Below are 20,711 nucleotides of genomic sequence, written 5' to 3' on the forward strand. Positions count from 1 at the left end.
TTTGAGCCATCTGGCCGTCCACGGGCGGCCGGGACGGGGGGCGGGGTCCGTTCAAGCCTTCGCGATTGCGGCGTTTTTCCCACGTCCGGGGGGGAAACGACTCATGTTCGCCCCATGTTCATGGAAGGTCCGAGGCGCGGCGCCTATGCTTCGCGTCGACAACGCATGTAGATCGGAGGTCTCGATGATGAGACGCACGGCGCAGCATTTCCTTGCGCTCGGAGCGATGGCGGGGCTCGGCCTGGCCGCCGCGCAGGCCGCGGCGCAGACGGCCCCCGCCGGGGCCCCGCAGCCCGAAGCGGTCGCTCCCGCGCCCCTGGACCGCGCCGCCCTCGCGGCGGACGCGGCCCGGGCGCCCCTGTCGCCGCTCCAGGCCGCCCTGCGCGGCGCGGTCGGCGCGCTCGACGACGCTGATTTCGAAACGGTTTACGCCGCCCGCGACTGGGCGCCGATCTGGCTCGGGGACCGCCCGGCGCGGGTCGCCGCGGGCCTGCTCGCGCTGCTCGACGGGGCCGAAAGCCACGCGCTGCCGCCCGTCGCCGACGCGGCCGGGCTGCGCGACGCGCTCGCCGCGCTCGAGCCGCTGACCGGCGACGCCCGCGCGGCGGCCGAGGCGGCGCTGGACGTCGCCCTGTCCCGCGCCGCCGTCGATTACGGCGTCGCGCTCAATTCCGGCGTGCTGACCCCGCGCCGCGTGGATGACGAGATCCACGTGACCCCCGAGCGGCCGGACCGCGGCCCGCTGCTGGCCGAGCTGGCCGCGGCGGCCGAGCCGCGCCGGGTGCTCGAGGGCATGGCCCCGGCCGACCCGGGCTACGCCGCGCTGCGCGCCCGCCTCGCCGCCTTCCGCGCCCTCGCCGGGCAGGGCGGCTGGCAGGAGGCGACGCCCGACGCCCGCGTGCTGCGCCTGGGCGACAGCGGCCCGCAGGTCGCCCGCCTGCGCGCGCGCCTGGCCGAGCTGGGCGACGCCCCGGTCCCGGCCCCGGTCAAGGTGGCCGCCGCCGCGGCCGAGAGCGACGCGCCCCCCGCCCCCGCGCGGTTCGACGCGGGCCTGGAGGAGGCGGTGAAACGCTTCCAGCGGCGCCACGGCCTCAATGCCGACGGGGTCGCCGGGCGGCGCACCTTCGCGGCGATGGCCGAGAACGCCGAGACCCGGATGCAGCAGATCGCCGTGAACCTCGAGCGGATGCGCTGGATGAACCGCGACCTCGGCGCGCGGCGGATCATCGTCAACCAGGCCGACTACATGATGCGGGTCTATTTCGACCACGAGGTGGTGCAGGAGATGCGCGTCGTGATCGGCAAGGCGCGCCAGCACCGCACGCCCGAATTCTCGGACGAGATGACCCACATGGTGGTCAACCCGTCCTGGAACGTGCCCCGCTCGATCGCCGAGAAGGAGATCCTGCCGGCGCTGAAGGCGGATCCGTCCTATCTCGTGAACCAGAACATGACCCTGATCCCCAAGGGCGACACGCCGGTTCCCGAGAACCCGTATTACGCCGACTGGTCCCAGTACGGGCAGGGCAACTTCCCGTTCCGCATCCGCCAGGCCCCCGGGCCGGGCAACGCGCTGGGGCGGGTGAAGTTCATGTTCCCCAACAACTTCGCCATCTATCTTCACGACACGCCGTCCCGGCACCTCTTCGCCAGGGACGCGCGCGCCTTCAGCCATGGCTGCGTGCGCGTCGCGCGGCCCATCGACCTCGCGCATCTGCTGCTCTCGGGGCAGACGGACGACCCGGCGGGCTATTTCGACCGGCTCGAACAGCGCGGGGAAGAGGTCTGGGTGCGGCTGCAGGACCCGCTCAAGGTGCACCTGACCTACCGCACCGCCTGGGTGGATGAAGACACCGGCGAGGACCAGTTCCGCGACGACGTCTATGGCCGCGACGGCCGGGTCTGGGCGGCGCTGAAGGATGCGGGGCTGTCGCTGCTCTGACCGCCTGCGCGACGGACAGGGGCGCGTTCGGGGATCCCCGGGCGCGCCCTTTCCTTTGGCGCGGGCCTTTGGCGCGGGCGCCGGGCGGGCCGGGACGGCGCAGGAGCGCCCCGCCCGGGGGCCGAGGCGAGGCGCCGCCCCGCGGCGCACTGGCCAAGCCGTCGCCGCCCGTCCTATAACACCGCTCCGCGCCCGGGCCCGCCCCGGGGCCGCGCCGCCGCCGCACCGCCGCCGAAACCCCGCCGCCGAAACAGGGACCAGGGACGCCCATGACCACCACCATCGGAGAGCTCGCCGACGCGCTCGGCGCCGTCGTGCTGGGCGACCCGTCGCACGAGATCGCGCGCCCCGCGCATCCGTCCGAGGCCGGCCCCGGCGACATCGCCATCGCGATGGACCCGAAATTCGTGAAGCTGCTGGCCGACTGCCCGGCCGAGGCGGCGATCCTGCCCGCGGGCTCGGACGCCGCCGCGCTCGAGGCCTACGGGCTGAAGGCGGCCATCGTCGCCGGCCGCGCCCGCGTCGCCATGGCCGGCGTCACCACCCGCTTCGCCCACGCCCCCGACGTCGCCCCCGGCATCCACCCCGCCGCGGTCGTCGACCCGACCGCGATCATCGGCGAGGGCGCCGCCATCGGCCCCCTCGCCGTGATCGGCGCGCGGGCGGTGATCGGCGCGAACGCGGTGATCGGCGCCCATGTCTCGGTCGGCGAGGACGCGCGGATCGGCGAGGCGCCGCTCCTCCATCCCGGCGTGCGCATCGGCGCGCGGGTGGAGATCGGCGACCGCTTCATCGCCCAGCCCAATGCCGTGATCGGCGCCGACGGGTTCAGCTTCGTGACCCCCGAGCCGTCGACGGTCGAGAACGCGAAGGAGGACGGCGTGATCGCCGCCGCCACCCGCAACTCGGTCTGGATGCGCATCCACTCCCTCGCCGCCGTGATCATCGGCGACGACGTGGAGGTGGGCGCCTGCTCGACCATCGACCGCGGCACGCTCCAGGCGACGTCCATCGGGTCGGGCACGAAAATCGACAACCAGGTCCAGGTCGGCCACAACGTGAAGATCGGGCGCTCCTGCCTGCTCTGCGCCCATGTGGGAATCGCGGGCAGCGCCGAGATCGGCGACCGCGTGGTCCTGGGCGGCAAGGTGGGCGTCGCCGATCACCTTGTCGTGGGGCATGACAGCCTGGTGGCCGCCGCCTCCGGGGTCGCGACGAAGGTGCCCCCGCGCAGCATCATGATGGGCTCTCCCGCGATGAAGCGGGATGACTACATGAAGACGATGATGGCGCTGCGGCGTCTGCCCGGGCTTCTTGCCAAGCTGAGCGGCAAATAAGGCTTTTCCCGCCCGCGCCCCTCGGATAAGGGACGCGGGACGCGAGCGAATGGAGGACTTCCCATGTCGGACGAGGTGCAGGAAAAGGTCATCGGCATCCTGGCCGAACAGGCCGTGCTCGACCCCTCCGAGGTGAAGCTGGACAGCTCGCCCGAGGATATCGGGCTGGACAGCCTCGGACTGGTGGAGACGATCTTCGCCATCGAGGAGACCTTCGACATCTCCGTGCCGTTCAACGCCAACGACCCGTCCCAGGGGGATTTCGACATCTCCTCGGTCGGGGCCATCGTCAACGCGGTGCGCGGGCTCGTCGAAGAGCAGAAGGGCTGACCCGCGTGCGCCGTGTCGTCGTCACCGGGATGGGCGTGGTCTCGGCCCTTGGCCAGACCGCGGCCGCGCATTGCGAGGGGCTCTCCGAGGGCCGCTCCGGGATCGGGCCGCTCGACATCACCGATATCGACCGGCTGACCGTCAAGATCGGCGGGCAGGCGAAGGACTATGACGGCACGGCCCGCTTCTCGCGCTCCGAGCTGTCGCTGCTCGACCGCTGCACGCAGATGGCGCTGACCGCGGCGGATGAAGCCGTGACCGCCGCGGGGCTGGAGCTGACGGAGGAGGAGAGCTTCCGCGCCGCCACCGTGATCGGCACCGCGCTGACCGGCATGGGCACCGTGGACGACGCCTACCGGACCGTGTTCCAGGACGGCAAGAACCGGGTGCATCCCTTCGTGGTGCCGCGGCTGATGGCCTCGGCGCCCTGCTCGCACATCTCCATGAAGCACGGGCTCAAGGGCCCCGCCTTCACCGTCACCACCGCCTGCTCCTCGGCCAACCACGCCATGGGCCAGGCCTTCCAGATGGTGCGCGCGGGCCTCGCCGACGTGGCGCTGACCGGGGGCGCCGAGGCGCCGCTGGTGTTCGGCGTGATGAAGGCCTGGGAAGGGCTGCGGGTGATGACCCGCGACGCCTGCCGCCCGTTCAGCGCCGACCGCAACGGCATGGTGCAGGGCGAGGGCGCGGCGATCTACGTGCTCGAGACGCTGGAGCGCGCGCAGGCCCGCGGCGCGACCATCCTGGCCGAGATCACGGGCTTCGGCATGTCCGCCGATGCGGGCGACATCGTGCAGCCCTCGGCCGACGGCGCCGGGCGCGCGATCCGCGGCGCGCTGATGGATGCCGGGATGGATGCGTCCGAGGTCGGCTATATCAACGCCCATGGCACCGGCACCGCGGCCAATGACCGGACCGAGTGCCAGGCCGTGCGCGCGGTGTTCGGCGCGGCGGCGGACGGGGTGATGATCTCCTCCACCAAGTCGATGCACGGGCACTGCCTGGGCGGCGCCGGGGCGGTGGAGATGGCGGCGGTGATCCACGCGCTGAAGAACGGCGTGATCTCGCCCACCATCAACCATTCCGAGCCCGACCCGGACTGCGATCTCGACGTGGTGCCGAACGTGGCGCGCGAGGTTGCGGTGAAGGCGGCGCTGTCGAACTCCTTCGCCTTCGGCGGCCTCAACGCCGTCATCGCCGCGCGGCGGTTCGAGGGCTGAGCGGGCCGGGCCCGGGACCGGAGCGCGGCGCGCCCCCGGGCGCAGGCGTCCAGGGTGCAAACGAAACGCCCCGCGGCGCTGCCGCGGGGCGTTTCGCGTTTCGGTGGACACGGGCTTCGGCCCGGGCGGCGGGGGCGCGCCGGGCGCGCCCCCGGGCGCCGATCACTGCTGCGGGGCCTTGAGCGAGTTGTAGGCCGCGGTGAAGCCCGACAGCGAGATGTCGGTGGAGACCTGCTTGTTGCCCGGGATGGTCAGGGTGAAGGTCGCGGTCACGCCCTTCTTGAAGTTGTCGACGAACTTCGGCAGCACCAGCGTCTGGACGATGCAGCCGCCGCGGTCGCAGGCCTCGTAGGGCAGCCGCTCGACCTGGCCGCCGTCGACCTGCAGGGCCATGCCCGCGCGCAGCATCACGCCGAGGGGGCTGACCGCCACGAACACCGTGTCCACGGTCTGCCCGCTGTCGGCCGTGACCTCGGGCACCTTGCGCAGGGTCACCTTCAGCATGTCCTGCCCGTCGGGGGACTTGCCCGTCTGCGTCATCGCGCAGGCGCCGTTGGGCGCGCACACCACGTCCCACGCCCCGTGGGTGGCCTTCTTCTCGAGCCTCGGGGCCTGCTGGTCCTGCGCCGCGGCGCCGGTGGCGGCCAGGGCGGGAGCGGCGGCGGCGAGAGCGACGGCGAGCGCGGCGCGGCGCATCGAAATGGGCATGTAGCTAGTCCTCGGTCGGTCGGCCCGGCGGGCCCGGTGTTCGTCCTGCGCAGGCGGCGCTGGGGGGGCCGCGAGCGTGCCGGGCGCCGGCGCGTCGGCCGGCCCGCGGCGATGGGTGTCAGGGCCATGACGTGCATCCCAAGCTTGGCGAAATCAAGCCAAAACCCCGTGACGCGCAGCCGCGGCCCGCACCGGGCGGGGGGATCGGGCCGGGGCGGCCCGGGGGCTTCCCGCGGCCGCCATGGGCGGCGTCCCGCGGGGCGGGTCTGGGGCGGGTGCGGGGGGAAGGCGCCGCGCGCGGGGCAAGCGTCCCTTCCGGCTGCGGCCTGCGGCGGGGCGGCCGCGCAGGCCCTTCGCCGGGCGGCCGCCATCCGCGGGCCAGCCGCCATCCGCGGGCCGGGCGCCATCCGCGGGCCGGGCGCCCTCCGCGACGCCGGGGCCAGGCCGCGGCGCCGGGGGCGCAAAGCAATGCGGCCGGCGCGTCGCGAGACGCCGCCGGCCGCCTGTTTTCCTCCGCGGCTTGCGTCTTGGAACGCTTTTTCGCCGCTTCGTTCTTCTTGTTGTCGTTACGTCTTGTTGCGGTTCCGCCATAGGACGGTCCCGATGCGTAGATGCGCGATTTTCGCGCTTTCTTTCCCTGTCAGACCGGCCGCGCCGTCCTGCGTGCAGCACGCTAGGCCGAGTCGCACCAAGGGGTCAAGCCCCCGAAATCCATGAACTTCGGGTGCAGCTTTCACCCATGCACGAAACGTGCGCGGGGGCCGATTCCAGGGGGATCCGGGGCGCGCCCCGGGGCGCTTCATCCGAGCCGCGGGGCCTTCAGGTCGACCTCGACCGAGAACGGGATGTCCTGGTCGCCGCGCGCCGCCGCGCCCACCAGGAAGATCTGCAGCTCGTAGGTCCCGGTCTTCGGCAGCGTGCCGCTGAACCGGTAGGGATCGGGGCTGCGCGCGCCGATGAACATCGCCCGCCGCGTCTCGGGCGCCCAGATGTTGAACCGCGCATCCGCCCCGCGGATCCGCACCCGCGCCGTCAGCTCCGCCCCCGCCGCGCCGTCGAAGGCGAAGCGCGCCTCGTCCCGGCCGCGCAGCGTGGCGGTCTCGGTCAGCCGTCCGCCCCCCGGCGGGAAGTCCAGCCTGCGCTGCAGCGCAAACGCGGCGGAGGGGAGGAGGACCGACGCGCCGGCGCCGATCAGCAGGCCGAGCGCGTCGCGGCGGTCGGGGAAACAGGTCATGGGGGCGAGGAACCTTGCTGAGCTGGGGATCTGGGGGCGTGTTTGACCCAAGCCTAAATCGTTTCCGCGACAAACTTGTGTAGGTTTGATGACATTCGCAGCCGCGGGGTGGATGTTGCGGCGCCGCAAAAGGTCAGCTATGATGACCTTATGCCTTCGCCAATCCCCATGCCGCGGCCGACGGTGCCGCATACCCCGCTCGAGGACGTGCAGGGCCTCGCCATCGGCCTGGTCTCGGCCGCCGCGGGGCTCGTGTTCCTGACCCATCTCGGGCTGATGACCGGCCAGACCGCGGGGCTCGCGCTCCTGATCTCCTATGTCACGGGCTGGAGCTTCGGGCTGGTGTTCACGCTGGTGAACCTGCCCTTCTACCTGTTCGCCTGGAAGACGCTGGGGACGGAGTTCACGCTGAAATCCCTGTTCTGCGTCGTCGCCCTGTCGGTGTTGATGGAGGTGATGCCGACCTTCATCCGCTTCGAGGACCTGCACCCTCTCGTCGGCGCCACCGTGTTCGGGGTGACCACGGGGCTGGGCCTCCTCGGCGTGTTCCGCCACAAGGGCTCGCTCGGCGGGCTCGGGGTGGTGGCGCTGATCGCGCAGGACCGCTGGGGGGTGCGGGCGGGCTGGGTGCAGCTCGGGGTCGACGCGCTGCTCTTCGCCGCCGCCCTCGCGCTGTTCGAGCCGGAGCGCGTGGCCTGGAGCCTCTATGGCGCGGTGGTGCTGAACATGGTGATCCTGTTCAACCACCGGCGCGACCGCTACATCTCGGGCTGACGGGGGGCGCGACGGCGCGCCAAGTCACCAGTGGAAAGACGCCGCCGCGGAGGCCTCCGCGGCGGCGTCTTCATGTTCCGTGCTCCGCCCGCTCAGGAATGCGGCGCGGGCATGGTGAAGGGCCAGGGCGAGCCCTCGTCCCCGCCCTGCACCCGGATCAGGCAGGGCCGCTCCATGGCGATGCAGCGGGCGACGGCTTCTTCCAGCCCCGCGGCGTCCGCCTCCTCGGCATGGACGCCGAAGGCCTTGGCCATGGCGACGAAATCGGGATTGCCGAGCTCGGAGCCGATCCGCCGCCCCTCGTAGCGCATGTCCTGGTCGCGCCGCACATTGCCGTACTGGCCGTTGTCGAACACCACGGCGACGACGTTCAGCCCCTCGTGCACCGCGGTCGCCAGCTCCTGCACCGCGAACATGAAGCCGCCATCGCCGTTGATCGACACCACCGGCAGGTCCGGCCGCCCGGCCTTCGCGCCCAGCGCCGTGCCATAGCCGAAGCCCAGCGTCTCCTGGTAGCCGCAGGAGATGTAGGAGCGCGGCGTGTAGGCGGGCCAGCGGAAGCGGGCGGCGAAGCCGGCCTGGCAGATCTCTTCCACCAGGATGCCGTCCCGGGGCAGGGCGGCGCGAATGGCGTCGAGCCAGTCGGCCTGCGGCTGCACCGTCCCGGCCTTGGCCTGGCTGTCCTTGACCAGCGCCGCGACCTCCGCGCTGCGATCCTCGGCCTGGCCGCAGGCGCCCGCCAGCGCCGCGGCGCCCTCGGCCGCATCCGCGAGGAGCCCGAGATCCGGGCGCAGGCGCACGAACTCGGTCGGGTCCATGTCGATGCGCAGCATCTTCAGCCCCGCGGGCTTCCAGGACCAGCGCATGAACTGCATCTCAAGCCGCGAGCCGATGCCGATCAGCAGATCGCACTCGCGCCAGTATTCATAGGCCGCGATGCTGTCCATCGCCATCGGGTGATCGGCGGGGATCACCCCCTTGCCCGAGCGGTGGCAGGTGACGGGCGCGCCGATCTTCTCGGCCAGCGCGGCGATCTCGGCCCCCGCATTCATCGCGCCGCCGCCGACCATGATCAGCGGGCGTTTCGCGCCCGCCACCATCGCGGCGGCCTCGGCCAGCGCCTCGGGGTCTATGGCGGGGGTCTGGCGGTCGGCCACGCGCGGGGCGTCGACCATGCCCGCCTTGCCGAACACGTCCCACGGCGCCTCGACCGCCGCGGGGCCGCCGCGACCGTTCTTCATCGCGTGGAAGGCGCCGTGCATCACGCTGGAAACCTCGGCCGGGTGGTCGATGCGCGCGGCGTGGCGGGTGATGCCCGCCAATGTGCCCAGCTGGTCGGGCAGCTCGTGCAGCTGGCCGCGGCCCTGGCCGATCAGGTGGGACATGACGTTGCCGGTCAGGCACAGCACCGGCGCGTTGGCGGCGTAGGCGGTGCACAGGGCCGCGCCCGCGTTCAGCACGCCGGGGCCGGGGACCACCGTGAACACGCCCGGTTTCCCGGTCGCCTGGGCATAGCCATAGGCCATCCAGGCCGCGCCCTGCTCGTGCCGCGCGGTGACGAAGCGCAGCTTGCCGCCCGCCCGCGCCATGGCGTCGTTGAGGTCGTACATATGCGCGCCCGGGATGCCGAAGACGGTGTCCACGCCCTCGGCCAGAAGGTGCTCGACGATGCCTTCGCCCACCGTCATGCGGCGGGCGGCGTTGCTGCCCCCGGTCATTCCTTGAACAGCCCGCGGGCCATGCCCGCCGCCGCCCCGAGGAAGCCCGCGTCGGAGCCGATGGCGCAGAACAGCGCGCCCTTGTCGATCCAGCGCTGGGTGTCGTTGGCGGGCCAGAGGATCCCCGGCGCCTTGCCCGCGGCGCGGATGCGCCCGATGGCGTCGCCGATCGCCTCCAGCACCTCGGGGTGGGTCGGGTCGCCAAGGTGGCCCATGTCGGCCGAGAGGTCCGCGGGGCCGATGAACACGCCGTCGACGCCCTCGGTCGCGGCGATGGCGTCGAGGTTCTCGAGCGCGTTGCGGCTTTCGACCTGCAGCAGCAGGCAGAGCTGCTCCTCCGCCGTCTTGAAATAGTCCGGCGTCGCGCCCCAGAAGGTGGCGCGGCCGACCGATGCGCCGACGCCGCGGATGCCGTGGGGCGGGTAGCGGGTGGCGCGGACCATCGCCTCGGCCTGGGCGGCGTCCTCGACCATCGGGATCAGCAGCGTGCGCGCCGAGCCGTCGAGGAACTGCTTGATCATCCAGTCCTCGCCGATGGGCGGGCGCACGACCGGCTCGCAGGGGTGGCCGTGGATGGCCTGGATCTGCGGCAGGGTGGTGGCGAGGGTGTTGGGCGCGTGCTCGTTGTCGATCACCAGCCAGTCATAGCCGCGGGAGGCCATGAGCTCGGCCGAGAACGGGCTGCCGAGGCTGAGCCAGGCGCCGTATTGGACTTCGCCGGCCTTCAGGGCCTGCTTGAATGTGTTGACGGGCGCGGACATCGGCGACCCCTCCCTGTGACGGACCCGCTGTCGGGCCTTCATGTTTCCAGTGGCGACATGGCGGGACGTCGCCCGCTCCGTCGCCCGTTGCGCCGGGCCATCATGGGCGCCGCGGCGCTTGGTGCAAGCGGCCCGCGCAGGTTTCGCGCGGGCCGGATGCAGGGTCAGGCGAAGCGGATCGACACCGCGCCGAACGCGCCGAAATCGGCCTCGACCTTGCAGCCCGGCGGGCATTCGACCGGGCGGATGAAGCTGCCCGAGAGCAGCACCTCGCCCGCCTTCACCGACATGCCGTGCTCGCCAAGCCGGCGCACCAGCCAGGCGACCGAGCGGACCGGGTCCCCGAGCACGCCCGCGCCGAGGCCCGTCTCCTCGACCTCGCCATCGCGCAGCACGGCCGCGCCGACGCGCGGAAGGTCGACCTCCGCGGGCCGGAACCGCTGCGGGCCGAGCACCAGCCCGGCATTGGCGGCGTTGTCCGAGATGGTGTCGAAGATCACCCGCGTACGGCCTTCCTCGTCCACGCGCTTGATGCGGGTGTCGAGGATCTCGAGGCTCGGGGCCACCCATTCGGTGGCGGCGATGATGTCCGCTTCCGACGCATCCGGGGCCACGTCGGCGCCCATGATGAAGGCGATCTCGCACTCGATCCGCGGTTGGATGAAACGGCCCGCGGGCACGGTCCCGCCATCCTCGAACAGCATGTCGTCCAGCAGCACGCCGCTGTCGGGAATGTCGATGTTCAGCGCCTGCTGCATGGCCCTGGAGGTCAGGCCGATCTTCCAGCCGATGCGGTCGAGCCCCTCCGCCTGTTTCGCGGCCACCACGGCGGCCTGGACGGCATAGGCGTCCTCCATCGTCATGCCCGGATTGGCGGCGGAGACGAGGCCGCACTGGCGCCCCGTCTTCTCGGCCTCGACCAGCGCCGCGGCGGCGGCCTGGACCTGCGCGTCCGTCATCATGCCGAAAGCTCCTCATCCGCCACGGTGTTGGAGAGCGTGCCGATGCCGGTCGCCGAGACCTCCACCACGTCGCCGGGCACGAGCCAGATCGGCGGGTCGAACCGCGCGCCCGCGCCGGTGGGGGTGCCGGTCAGGATCACGTCGCCGGGCTTCAGCGTCGCGAAGGTGGAGATGTATTCGATGATCCGCCGGAACGGGAACATCATGCGCCCCGTGCGGTCGGACTGGCGCAGCTCTCCGTTCACGCGGGTCTCGAGCTGGATGTCGGCGATCTGCGACTCGTCCTCGAACACCACCAGCCACGGCCCGATGGCGCCGGAGCGGTCCCAGTTCTTGCCCTGCGTGACGTTGAACTTGGCGTGGCGCACCCAGTCGCGGATGGTCCCCTCATTGGCCAGCGAGATCGCGGCCACGTGGTCGAGCGCGTCTTCCTGGCTGATGCGGCGCCCGCCCTTGCCGATCACCAGCACCACTTCGCCCTCATAATCGAACTGCGGCGATTCCGGCGGGCGGATGATGTTCTGCCCGTGGCCGGTGAAGCTGTCCGGGAAGCGGATGAAGAGGGACATGTTGGCCGGGGCCTCGGACCCGTCCTTGTACTCCTCGTTCCGCGACGGGTAGTTCACGCCGACGCAGATGATCTTTTCCGGCGAGGGCACGGGGCTTTCGAGGGTCACGTCCGACAGCGCCACGTCCGCGGCGCGGCCCTCGGCGGCCTTCGCCAGCGCGGGCAGGGCGCCCGCCGCGATGGCGGCCTTGAGGTCGGCGTAATCGGGGAACAGGGGGGCGAGGTCGACGATCCCCCCCTCAACCACCGCGCCGAAGCTGGTGCGGTTCTGGTGCGTGTAGGTGACGAGACGGGCGGTCATGGCGCTCTCCGTGGGTATGCGTGGCGGGGCCCCGGCAGGGCCCCGCGGCGCCCTCAGTAAGGGGCGATGATCGGCTGGGCGGTCAGCTTCGACGGAACCGGCTCCACCCCCTCGAAGACCGAGCCTTCCTCGAACCAGCTGCGCGGGGCGGGCGCGCCCCACAGCGTCTGGCGCTGCCGGTCGGTCAGGTCCCAGCGGATCGGCTCGAGATCCGGGTCCACGGTCTGGTAGTCCGAGCAGTAGATCTCGATCCGGTGCCCGTCGGGGTCGCGGATATAGAGGAAGAAGGCGTTGGAGATGCCGTGCCGCCCCGGCCCGCGCTCGATATTGTCGAGATAGCCGGTGGTGGACATGATATCGAGAAGATCGATGATGTTCAGCGGCGTCGGCACCCAGAACGCGGTGTGATGCAGCCGCGGGCCGAGCCCGTTGGTGAAGGCCACGTCATGCACGCCGCCCTTGCGGTGCATCCACGCGGCCCAGACCTTCTCGGTCTCGCTGTCCTCGGTGTACTCGGTCGTCCGGAAGCCCATGTCGTTGTAGAAGGCGACCGAGGCGTCCACGTCGGGCGAGTAGCAGTTGAAGTGATCGATCCGCAGCGGCTTGACGCCCGAGTAGAGCTTGTACTGCTGATGAATGGGCGCGAGCCGGTCCATCCTGGCGTAGAACTCCAGCGGGGTGCCGTGCGGGTCCGAGGCGGCGAGGGTGCGGCCCTGCCAGGGGCGCTCCACCCATTCCGTCTTGATGCCGCGGGTTTCGAACCAGGTCTTGGCGCGGTCGAGGTCCTCCTCCTCCCACACCTTGAAGGACAGCGCCTTCGCGGTGGCGACGTCGGCCTTGCGCAGCAGGATGCAGTGATGCCCGCGCTCCTCCATCGCGCGCAGGGCGACATGCTCGTTGTCCTGGTGCGTGATCTGCAGCCCCAGCGTGTCCGCCCAGAAGGCGGTGCTGGCGGCGAGGTCGGTGACCCCGAACTCCACGTGGCTCAGGCGCACGATGTTGAAACTTGGATGCAGGTTGGGGGCCGGAACCGGCATGGCTTATCCTCCCAGCTTCGGGACCGCGCGGTCGGCGGTCATGAAGGCCACGTTCTTGGTTTCCATGTAGAAATCGAAGGACCAGTCGCCGCCGTCCCGCCCGATGCCGGACGCCTTGACGCCGCCGAAGGGCGCCGGCAGGTGGCGCAGGTTCTCGGAATTCACCCACACCATGCCCGCTTCGAGCTTGTCGGTGAAGCGCATCGCGCGGGTGAGGTCGCGGGTCCAGACATACCCGGCAAGGCCGTAATCGACGTCATTGGCGAGGGCGAGCGCCTCGTCCTCGTCCTTGAAGGGGATCGCGGTCAGCACCGGGCCGAAGATCTCCTCCTGCGCGATGCGCATGTCGTTGCGCGCGCCGGTGAAGAGGGTCGGGCGCACCGTGCAGGGCTGATCCGCCGGAACGCCGCCCGCGGCGATGGTCGCGCCCTCTTCCTTCGCCAGCTCGAAATACGACGTCACCTTGTCGAAATGGCCGGGATGGATCAGCGGGCCGACGACCGTCTTGGGGTCGAGCGGGTGGCCCACGGGAATGGCCTCGGCCTTCTTCGCGACCATGGCGCAGAATTCGTCATGGATCGACTCCTCGACCAGCAGGCGCGAGGAGGACGTGCAGCGTTCGCCATTGAGCGAGTAGATCATGAAGGCGGCGGCGTCCGCGGCGCTTTCCAGGTCGGCATCGGCGAAGACCACGACCGGGTTCTTGCCGCCAAGCTCGAAATGCACGCGCTTCAGCGTGTCCGCGCCCTGCTTCATGATCATCGAGCCGGTCTTGCTCTCGCCCACGAAGGCCACGGCCTTGATCAGCGGGTGCGCGGTCAGCGCGGCCCCCGCATCCTCGCCCATGCCGTTGACATAGTTCCAGACGCCCTTCGGCAGGCCCGCCTCTTCCGCGATCTCCACCAGCAGGCGGGCGGTCAGCGGCGAGAGTTCGGCGGGCTTGTGGACGACCGTGCAGCCGGCGGCGAGCGCCGGGGCGATCTTCCAGGTCGACAGCATGAAGGGCGTGTTCCAGGGGGTGATCACCCCCACCGGCCCGATGGGGTGGCGCGAGGTGACGTTGATCTGGCCGGGGCCATACAGCGACTGGCCGTCGCGGGCCGTCGGGGCCTTGTCGGCGAAGAAGCGGAAGTTCTCGGCCCCGCGCAGCGCCGCCTTGGACATGAATTTCAGCGACTGGCCGGTGTCCATGCACTCGGTCAGCGCGATCTCCTCGGCCCGCGCCACGATGCGGTCGGCGATGCGGTGCAGAAGCGTGCGGCGACGGGCGCCGTCCATCGCGGACCATTCGCCGAAGGCTTCATGCGCGGCCTTCGCGGCGGCGTCGATCTCGGCCGCGCCGCCCTTGGCGGCGGTGGCGATGGGGTTCAGGTCGGTGGGCGAGATCACCTCGAAGGTCTCGGCCGACAGCACATCCTCGCCGCCGATGCGGTGGGGGACCGGGCCGCCCTGCCACCGCGCCATGTATTCGGCCGCCCTGGCCTTGTTGGTCTCGAAATCAGCCATGGAACCCTCTCAGGCTTTCGTCACGCGCGGGTGGATGGAGTTCTTCTTCCACGAGAAGTCGGCGTCGATCTCGCGCATCTCGAACGAGAGCGCGAAATGGGGCCGGTCGAACAGGGGGGCGAGATGGGCGCAGGCCGCGTCCCAGACATGCTGCGCCGCCGCCTTGCGGGCCTCGGGGGGGCGCCCCTGGCCGACGCGCAGCACGAAATCGGCGAACATGTTGTCCGCGTGGCCGTCCGCAATCCTGTAGGCGTCGCAGGCGATCGCGCGCACGCGGATCCCTCCGAGGGGGAACATCCCCGTCTCCTCCATCGCCCTGGCGACCGCGTCGCACAGCGCCTGGAGGTCGATTTCCTCACCCAGGTTGCGGGAATGCGTGATGTCCATGTGGGGCATCGGCGTTTCCTCCCGTCATCTTTGGCCGTCTTGTTATGTATAACGTGTTAAGTACATCCGGGGCCCCGGTCAACGCTTTCCTTCGGGCGCGTGCGGCGCCGCCCGCGTTGCGCCGGGGCGGGGGGTTCGGTAACACGTTACCCATCACAGGATTTCCCCGGAGACGGCCCCTTGCCCAGCGACGGCCCCAGCGACTTCTTCCACCCGTCTGACGTGACCGGCTCGCTTCCCATCGCCCTCCTGCGCGCGCGCGAATCGGTGATGCAGCGGTTCCGCCCGATGCTGGCCTCCCACGGGTTGACCGAGCAGCAGTGGCGGGTGCTGCGCACGCTGGGCGCCCATGCGGAGCTGGAGGTCAGCCAGCTGGCCGAACGCTCCGTCATCCTCGGCCCGTCGCTGTCGCGGATCCTGCGCAATTTCGAGAGCCAGGGCCTGGTGAAGAAGCGCCAGGACGAGGCCGACCGGCGCCGCTACTGGCTGTCGCTGTCCGAGGAGGGCCGCGCGGTGATCGCCCGCGTCCAGCCGGACAGCGAGCGGATCTATGCCGAGATCGAGGCGGTGCTGGGCGCCGAGGCGATGCGCAAGATGGTGGGTGAGCTGAACGCGATCACCGACAGGCTGCGGCTGGACTGACCGGCGGCGCGGGCGTGCGGCGGCGGCAGGCGAAAGGAACGGCGATGGACGGGCTGTGCAGGCATGCGCTGATCACCGGCGGCTCCTCGGGACTGGGGTTTGAACTGGCGCGGGCGCTTCTCGCCTCCGGCGCCGCCGTCACCATCGTGGCGCGGGACCGGGACCGGCTCAGGGACGCCCATGCGCGGCTCTCGGCCTCGGGCGGCGCGGTGCGCGCGCTTGCCTGCGACGTGACCGACGGCCCGGCCCTCGCCGCGCTGGTCGCGGAGGCCGAGCGCCATGGCGGGCCGGTCGATTTCGCCGCCGCCTGCGCCGGGGCCGCGCGTCCCGGCCGGTTCGAAACCCTGACCCCCGAGATCTTCCGCGCCCAGATGGAGGTGAACCATTTCGGCGCCCTCCACCTCGCCCAGGCGGTGCTGCCGAAGATGCGCGCGCGCGGGCGGGGCAGCCTTCTGTTCGTCTCCTCCGCCGCCGGGCTGATCGGGCTGCCGGGCCACGCCGCCTACGCGCCCTCCAAGTTCGCCGTGCGCGCGCTGGCGCAGGCGCTGGGGCACGAGGCGCGGCCCGACGGCGTGCTCGTCTCCTGCGCCTTCCCGGCCGATCTCGACACGCCCGGCTACGCGGCCGAGCGTCCCTTCGTGCCGCCCGAGCTGCACGCCATCGCCGGCTCCGCGGGCCTGATGCGCGCCGATCGCTGCGCGAAGCGAATCCTGCGCGGCATGGCGAAGGGGCGGGCCGAGATCCACCCGACCCTCACCGTCGCGCTCCTCGCCCGGCTTGCGCCGCTGGTGCGCCCGCTGCTGGTCCGGCGCCTCGACAAGGTGGCGGCGAAGGCGCGGATCGACGCCGCCTGGGATGACCGCATCGCGCGCGACGCCGCCGCGGGCCTGCCCCCCGAGAACGAAGAAGGGGGCCGCTGAGGGCCCCCCGTCCGCATCGTCCCGCGCCGCTCAGCGCGGCTCTTCGGGTTCCACCAGCTTCTGGTAGAGGTGCCAGGTCGCGTGCCCCAGCACCGGCAGCACCACGATCAGCCCGAGGAAGAAGGTCGCCATCCCCGCCATCACCGCCGCCGTGACCACGAGGCCCCAGGCGATCATGCAGCGCGGGTTCTGGATCACGCTCTGCCACGAGGTGATGAGCGCGGTGATGAAGTCCCGGTCGCGGTCGAGCAGCAGCGGGATCGACACCACGGTCGAGGAGAACAGCGCCAGCGCCAGCAGCGCGCCGACGCCGGCGCCGATGGTGAGGAAGGTCCAGCCCTCGGCGGTGGTGAACACCAGCCCCATGAACTGGTCGAGCGAGCTGAAGCTCATCTTTCCCATGATGATCGCGAGCAGCAGGCGGATCTGGTAGAGCCAGACCCAGAAGATGAAGAGGGTGACGAAGGCCATCCAGCCCAGCTCGCGCTTGCGCTGTTCGACCATGACCCCGAGGACATGGCCCCAGCGCAGCTTCTCGCCCCGCTGGCGCTGGCGCGACACCTCGTAGAGGCCGACGGCGATGAAGGGCCCGAGCAGCGGGAAGCCGACCCCGAGCGGGATCATCAGCCAGGGCATGTTCCACTCGGACAGCATCAGCCACAGGATCATGCCCGCGAAGGCGTAGAAGGCGCCGAAGAACAGCCCGAAGCCGGTCGCGGCGCGGAAATCCTCCCACCCGAGGCGCAGGGCGTCCTTGATGTCGGCCGCCTCGATGCGGCGGATCTTCGGCATCGGCGGCAGCGCGGCCTCGGATGGCGACAGGGCGGGCTGGGCCGGTTTGGCGGCGTCGGTCATGGGTGTCCTCCCGGGTCAAGGCACGTGCGCGGCGGGGGCGGCCCGGGCCGGGGCCTGTCGGCGCGAAGGGGGCGGCGGCGGGGGCCTCCCGTCCCCCATGCGCCGTCGCTGATCCCCGGCCGCCCCGGGGGCGGCGCGCCGCCGCGCCCCCGGGCGCGACATGCGGTCGCCGCACAGGTTCCACGACCGCGGCGGGTTGCGCAACGGTTGGCGCCGGAAACCTTCGGAAAAGCGGGGCGATGCCGGGTCGGCCAGGCGTCGGGGGGGGGCGCGGCGTGGGCGCGGCGCGGGCGCGCGGCGCGGGCGCCAGGCGTCGGGGCGCGGCGCGGGGACCCGGAGGCTCAGGCCCCGCGCGGATGCGGGGTCAGGCGGCCCGGATCGGGCGAGAACCGCTCGTGCAGCGGCAGCAGCGCCGCCCCCAGCACCCGCGCGTCGCCGCCCAACGCGCCCGGCCCGATCCGCGGCACGCTCAGCCCCGAAAGGTTCGCGCCGTCGAGGAAGCTGCGCCGGACCATGTGCACCAGCTGCCGCCGCCAGCCGCCCCACAGCACGCCGTCGATCACCACGTCCTCGAAATCATAGACCGCGCAGGCCGACGCGGCGGCGCGCGCAAGGGCGGGGGCGGCCTCCGAGGCCCAGGTCTCGAACACCGCCTGGCGGGCGGGGAAGGGCGGCTCGCCCACGCAGTTCGGCCCGCCGAGCCCCTGCGCGTCCAGCATCCGCTCCAGCACCAGCGACGAGGCGACGTGCAGAAGCTGCCGCGGGCGGCCGCGGGCGTCGCGCCCGCCGATGGGCATGGAGGCGAGCGCCCCGGCATTGCCCCGCGCGCCCCGCTGCAGCCGCCCGTCGATCATCAGCCCGCCGCCGCAGAAGGCGCCGATATGGAAATAGAGCATCGAGCCCCCGGGCGCCGCGCCGCCGCCGCGGAACGCCTCGGCCGCGCAGGCGGCGGCGCCGTCATTGATAAGCTCGGCCTCGATCCCCGTCGCCTCCGACAGGATCGCCGCCGGGTCGATCCCCTTCCAGCCGCTCAGCGCATCGGGCGCGACGCCCATCTCCTCGGGCCAGGCGTGCAGGTCCCCCGGCATCGCGACGCCCAGCCCCGTCACCCGCGCCCGCCGCGCCGGGGGCAGGGCGCCCAGCAGCCCGCGCGCCATCGCGCAGGCCGCCGCCATGGTCGGCTCGGGCCAGGGCGCGTCATGGGGCGCGCCGTCCGCGGCGACGACCTCGCCCACCAGGTTGACCAGCACGGTCTCGAGCTTGCGCCGCCCGATCTTGACCCCGAGCGAGAACGCCCCGTCCGGGTCCGGCGCATAGGGGGTGGAGGGCTGGCCGACCTGGCCGCGCACCTTGGAGAGCTTGCGCAGCAGCCCCTCCTCGGTCAGCGCGTCGGTGATCATCCGCGCGGCCTGGCCCGAGAGGCCGGTGGCGCGCGCGATCTCGGCCTTGGAGAGGCGCTGCTTCTCGGCCCCCAGCACGGCGCTGAGCACCAGCCGTTCGTTGAACGCCCTGAGCTTCCTGCCGTCTCCGCCGCGCATTCCGGGGGTCCTTGTCCTTGGCCGCGCCGTCCGCGGGGCGTCGCCCGCCGCGCCGGGGCGCCGGGGACCGTGGGTCTCGTCACGGCATGTTACCGGACCCCTAATAAGAAAAGCAAAGTGATTTAATAATTGCGAATCACGGCGCCCTCCGGCACACAGGGGGCAGGCGAGGGGCCGGGGCGGAGACGCCGCAGGGCCCCGCCGGACGGGAGGGTCCGGGCGCGCCGCCGGGGGCCGGGAACGGCGCAGGGCAGGGCGCGACGGGAACTCCCACAGGATTGCAGGACCGGGCCGAGACGGCGCCGGTCCGACGCCGCGGGGCCGCGACAGGCCCCCGGCGCCCGAGGATCCGCTGCGGCTTCGGCCGCCTGCGGCGCCGTCCGCCTCCGCATGGGCCGCGGGGGCGGTCGGCTCGATCTTCGGGCCGGTCGGGCGGGTCCCGCGCTCCCCTTTCGGGGTGAGCGCGGAGCCCGAGGGCCCCCGGCCAGGCCCGGACGCCCCCCTCGCCGCAGCGTGCGGCGAGGGGGGCGACCCCGGATCAGGGCGCGCCGTCCTCCCCGAAGGGACGCCGCGCCCGCTTCCCCCCGGGCCGCCCTGAACGGCGCGCGGCGGGGAAGGACGGCGGACAGGACCGGGGCGCGCGCGACACTCCTCCAGCGCGGGACCCGGGACCCCGGCCGATCCGGATCGTCATTCCCGCGCCGCCCCGGCCGAAACGCCGTGGTCGTCGGCGCCCGGCGGGGCCGCCGGCCGGCGGGTGCGCCGGCCCCCCGTTCCCGGCACGCTTCGCGCCCGCCCCGGCCGCGCCCCTTCGCGGCGCGCTGGGGCGGGCGCATCCACGACCCGTCGACCCGTCCATCGGTCGATCCGTCGACCCGTCCACCCCATCACCCCGGCAAAGGAAGCCTGCCCATGTTCTGCGTCTGCGGCGAAGCGCTCTGGGACCTGTTCGCGCGTGACGAGGGCGACGGGCGCAGCCTGGGCCTGACCGCCCGCATCGGCGGCTCGCCCTTCAACGTCGCCGTGGGCCTCGCCCGGCTGGGGCGCGAGGCGCTGTTCTTCTCGGGCATCTCCACCGACCGCATGGGCGCGCGCCTCGCCGCCGCGCTGGAGGCCGAGGGCGTGCGCATGGACCTGGTGCAGCGCGTGCCCGAGCGCACCACCCTGTCGCTGGTCGACGTGGCCGAGGATGGCGGGCCGTCCTACCAGTTCTACGGCGAGGGCGCCGCGGACCGGGCGCTGCGCGACGCCCCGGCGCTGCCGGACGCGGCCTGGGGGCTGCATTTCGGCAGCTACGCGCTGGTGTCCCAGCCCGTGGGCGCGACGCTCGAGGCGCTGGCCGCGCGCGAGGCGGGGCGGCGGCTGATCACGCTCGACCCCAATGTGCGCCTGAACGTGGAGCCGGACGTGGAGGTCTGGCGCGCGGCGGTGGAGCGGCACGCGGGCCGCGCGGGGCTGATCAAGGTCAGCGCCGAGGACCTCGGCCTGCTCTGGCCCGGCGTCGCGGCGGCGGAGGTCGCGGCGCGCTGGCGCGCGGGCGGCGCGGCGCTGGTGATCGTGACCGACGGGGCCGCGGGCTCGACCGCCTGGGGGCCGTTCGGAGAGATTTCGGCGCCCGGCCGCAAGGTCGAGGTGGCGGACACGGTGGGCGCCGGGGACACGTTCATGGCGGCGCTGATCGCGGGGCTGGACCGGCGCGGGCTGCGCGACGCCGCGGCGCTGGCGGGAATCTCGCGGGGCGATGCGGGCGCGCTGCTGGCCGAGGCGACGGATGCCGCGGCGATCACCGTGGGCCGGGTCGGCGCCGACCTGCCGCGGGCGGACGAGGTCTACGGCTGACGCAAGCCGCCGGGCGCGACGCGAAAGGGGCGCGGCCTTGAATGGCCGCGCCCCTTTTCGTTTGCCGTGCAACGCCCGCCTGGGGATGGAGGGGGGAGCGCGAGGGGGGAGGAAGGGGACGAGTCCCCTTCC

19 protein-coding genes are annotated in these 20,711 nt (G+C 72.5%); 8 read left to right on the plus strand and 11 right to left on the minus strand.

The window, feature by feature from the left end; genetic code table 11:
• Window positions 1-184 precede the first annotated feature (184 nt).
• From ACQ5SO_RS17760 to ACQ5SO_RS17775, 4 genes are all read left to right on the plus strand, one after another.
• Window positions 185-1,942 carry a L,D-transpeptidase family protein gene (locus ACQ5SO_RS17760; protein WP_430942978.1) on the plus strand — a complete coding sequence of 586 codons (1,758 nt, stop codon included), beginning with the start codon at window positions 185-187 and terminating at the stop codon, window positions 1,940-1,942.
• Window positions 1,943-2,211: 269 nt separating this feature from the next.
• Window positions 2,212-3,279, plus strand: coding sequence for a UDP-3-O-(3-hydroxymyristoyl)glucosamine N-acyltransferase (gene lpxD / locus ACQ5SO_RS17765; RefSeq protein WP_430942979.1), 1,068 nt, complete (start codon window positions 2,212-2,214; stop codon window positions 3,277-3,279).
• Between the two features lie 63 nt (window positions 3,280-3,342).
• Window positions 3,343-3,609, plus strand: coding sequence for an acyl carrier protein (locus tag ACQ5SO_RS17770; protein ID WP_430942980.1), 267 nt, complete (start codon window positions 3,343-3,345; stop codon window positions 3,607-3,609).
• Between the two features lie 5 nt (window positions 3,610-3,614).
• Window positions 3,615-4,829, plus strand: coding sequence for a beta-ketoacyl-[acyl-carrier-protein] synthase family protein (locus tag ACQ5SO_RS17775; RefSeq protein ID WP_430942981.1), 1,215 nt, complete (start codon window positions 3,615-3,617; stop codon window positions 4,827-4,829).
• 162 nt (window positions 4,830-4,991) lie between these two features.
• Here the strand turns inward: ACQ5SO_RS17775 and ACQ5SO_RS17780 are convergent, their stop codons facing one another.
• The gene (locus ACQ5SO_RS17780; RefSeq protein WP_430942982.1) at window positions 4,992-5,537 is read right to left on the minus strand and encodes an invasion associated locus B family protein; all 546 of its coding nucleotides are present in this window, start codon (window positions 5,535-5,537) and stop codon (window positions 4,992-4,994) included.
• 799 nt (window positions 5,538-6,336) lie between these two features.
• Window positions 6,337-6,771, minus strand: coding sequence for a hypothetical protein (locus ACQ5SO_RS17785; RefSeq protein WP_430942983.1), 435 nt, complete (start codon window positions 6,769-6,771; stop codon window positions 6,337-6,339).
• Between the two features lie 168 nt (window positions 6,772-6,939).
• Here ACQ5SO_RS17785 and ACQ5SO_RS17790 point away from each other — a divergent pair, with 168 nt between their 5' ends.
• Entirely contained in the window at window positions 6,940-7,545 is a 606-nt protein-coding gene (locus ACQ5SO_RS17790) for a YitT family protein (RefSeq protein ID WP_430942995.1), read from the plus strand.
• A gap of 92 nt (window positions 7,546-7,637) precedes the next feature.
• On the opposite strand, the gene ACQ5SO_RS17795 is transcribed toward ACQ5SO_RS17790, so the two are convergent.
• The 7 genes from ACQ5SO_RS17795 to ACQ5SO_RS17825 form a co-directional block, all read right to left on the minus strand.
• Window positions 7,638-9,263: a thiamine pyrophosphate-dependent enzyme gene (locus tag ACQ5SO_RS17795; RefSeq protein WP_430942984.1), complete on the minus strand. Its 1,626-nt coding sequence runs from the start codon at window positions 9,261-9,263 to the stop codon at window positions 7,638-7,640.
• The gene (locus ACQ5SO_RS17800) at window positions 9,260-10,024 is read right to left on the minus strand and encodes an HpcH/HpaI aldolase family protein (protein WP_430942985.1); all 765 of its coding nucleotides are present in this window, start codon (window positions 10,022-10,024) and stop codon (window positions 9,260-9,262) included. Before ACQ5SO_RS17800 ends, ACQ5SO_RS17795 begins: the two co-directional genes overlap by 4 nt.
• 164 nt (window positions 10,025-10,188) lie before the next feature.
• On the minus strand, window positions 10,189-10,983 hold the full coding sequence (locus ACQ5SO_RS17805) for a 2-oxo-hepta-3-ene-1,7-dioic acid hydratase (protein ID WP_430942996.1): 795 nt from the start codon (window positions 10,981-10,983) through the stop codon (window positions 10,189-10,191).
• Window positions 10,983-11,855, minus strand: a complete 873-nt coding sequence (locus ACQ5SO_RS17810) for a fumarylacetoacetate hydrolase family protein (protein ID WP_430942986.1) — start codon at window positions 11,853-11,855, stop codon at window positions 10,983-10,985. The genes ACQ5SO_RS17805 and ACQ5SO_RS17810 overlap by 1 nt, the downstream gene beginning before the upstream one ends.
• 53 nt (window positions 11,856-11,908) lie before the next feature.
• Window positions 11,909-12,892 carry a 3,4-dihydroxyphenylacetate 2,3-dioxygenase gene (hpaD, locus tag ACQ5SO_RS17815; RefSeq protein WP_430942987.1) on the minus strand — a complete coding sequence of 328 codons (984 nt, stop codon included), beginning with the start codon at window positions 12,890-12,892 and terminating at the stop codon, window positions 11,909-11,911.
• Window positions 12,893-12,895: 3 nt separating this feature from the next.
• Window positions 12,896-14,398: a 5-carboxymethyl-2-hydroxymuconate semialdehyde dehydrogenase gene (hpaE, locus tag ACQ5SO_RS17820; protein WP_430942988.1), complete on the minus strand. Its 1,503-nt coding sequence runs from the start codon at window positions 14,396-14,398 to the stop codon at window positions 12,896-12,898.
• Between the two features lie 9 nt (window positions 14,399-14,407).
• Window positions 14,408-14,794: a 5-carboxymethyl-2-hydroxymuconate Delta-isomerase gene (locus ACQ5SO_RS17825; RefSeq protein ID WP_430942989.1), complete on the minus strand. Its 387-nt coding sequence runs from the start codon at window positions 14,792-14,794 to the stop codon at window positions 14,408-14,410.
• A 171-nt stretch (window positions 14,795-14,965) separates the two neighbouring features.
• Between ACQ5SO_RS17825 and hpaR the strand changes: the two genes are divergently transcribed.
• Window positions 14,966-15,427 (plus strand): homoprotocatechuate degradation operon regulator HpaR, encoded by a 462-nt coding sequence (hpaR, locus tag ACQ5SO_RS17830; protein WP_430942990.1) that lies wholly within the window; start codon window positions 14,966-14,968, stop codon window positions 15,425-15,427.
• A 44-nt stretch (window positions 15,428-15,471) separates the two neighbouring features.
• Complete coding sequence (locus ACQ5SO_RS17835; protein ID WP_430942991.1) at window positions 15,472-16,347, plus strand: SDR family NAD(P)-dependent oxidoreductase; 876 nt, start codon at window positions 15,472-15,474, stop codon at window positions 16,345-16,347.
• Between the two features lie 30 nt (window positions 16,348-16,377).
• Here the strand turns inward: ACQ5SO_RS17835 and ACQ5SO_RS17840 are convergent, their stop codons facing one another.
• Together ACQ5SO_RS17840 and ACQ5SO_RS17845 are read right to left on the minus strand one after the other, a co-directional pair.
• Window positions 16,378-17,202, minus strand: a complete 825-nt coding sequence (locus ACQ5SO_RS17840) for a DUF2189 domain-containing protein (RefSeq protein WP_430942992.1) — start codon at window positions 17,200-17,202, stop codon at window positions 16,378-16,380.
• Window positions 17,203-17,543: 341 nt separating this feature from the next.
• Entirely contained in the window at window positions 17,544-18,740 is a 1,197-nt protein-coding gene (locus tag ACQ5SO_RS17845) for an ROK family protein (RefSeq protein WP_430942993.1), read from the minus strand.
• A gap of 912 nt (window positions 18,741-19,652) precedes the next feature.
• Here ACQ5SO_RS17845 and ACQ5SO_RS17850 point away from each other — a divergent pair.
• The gene (locus tag ACQ5SO_RS17850) at window positions 19,653-20,579 is read left to right on the plus strand and encodes a carbohydrate kinase family protein (RefSeq protein ID WP_430942994.1); all 927 of its coding nucleotides are present in this window, start codon (window positions 19,653-19,655) and stop codon (window positions 20,577-20,579) included.
• Window positions 20,580-20,711 lie beyond the last annotated feature (132 nt).

The sequence above is a fragment of the Rhodovulum sp. DZ06 genome (assembly GCF_050586345.1).
Lineage (GTDB): Bacteria > Pseudomonadota > Alphaproteobacteria > Rhodobacterales > Rhodobacteraceae > JBOCEF01.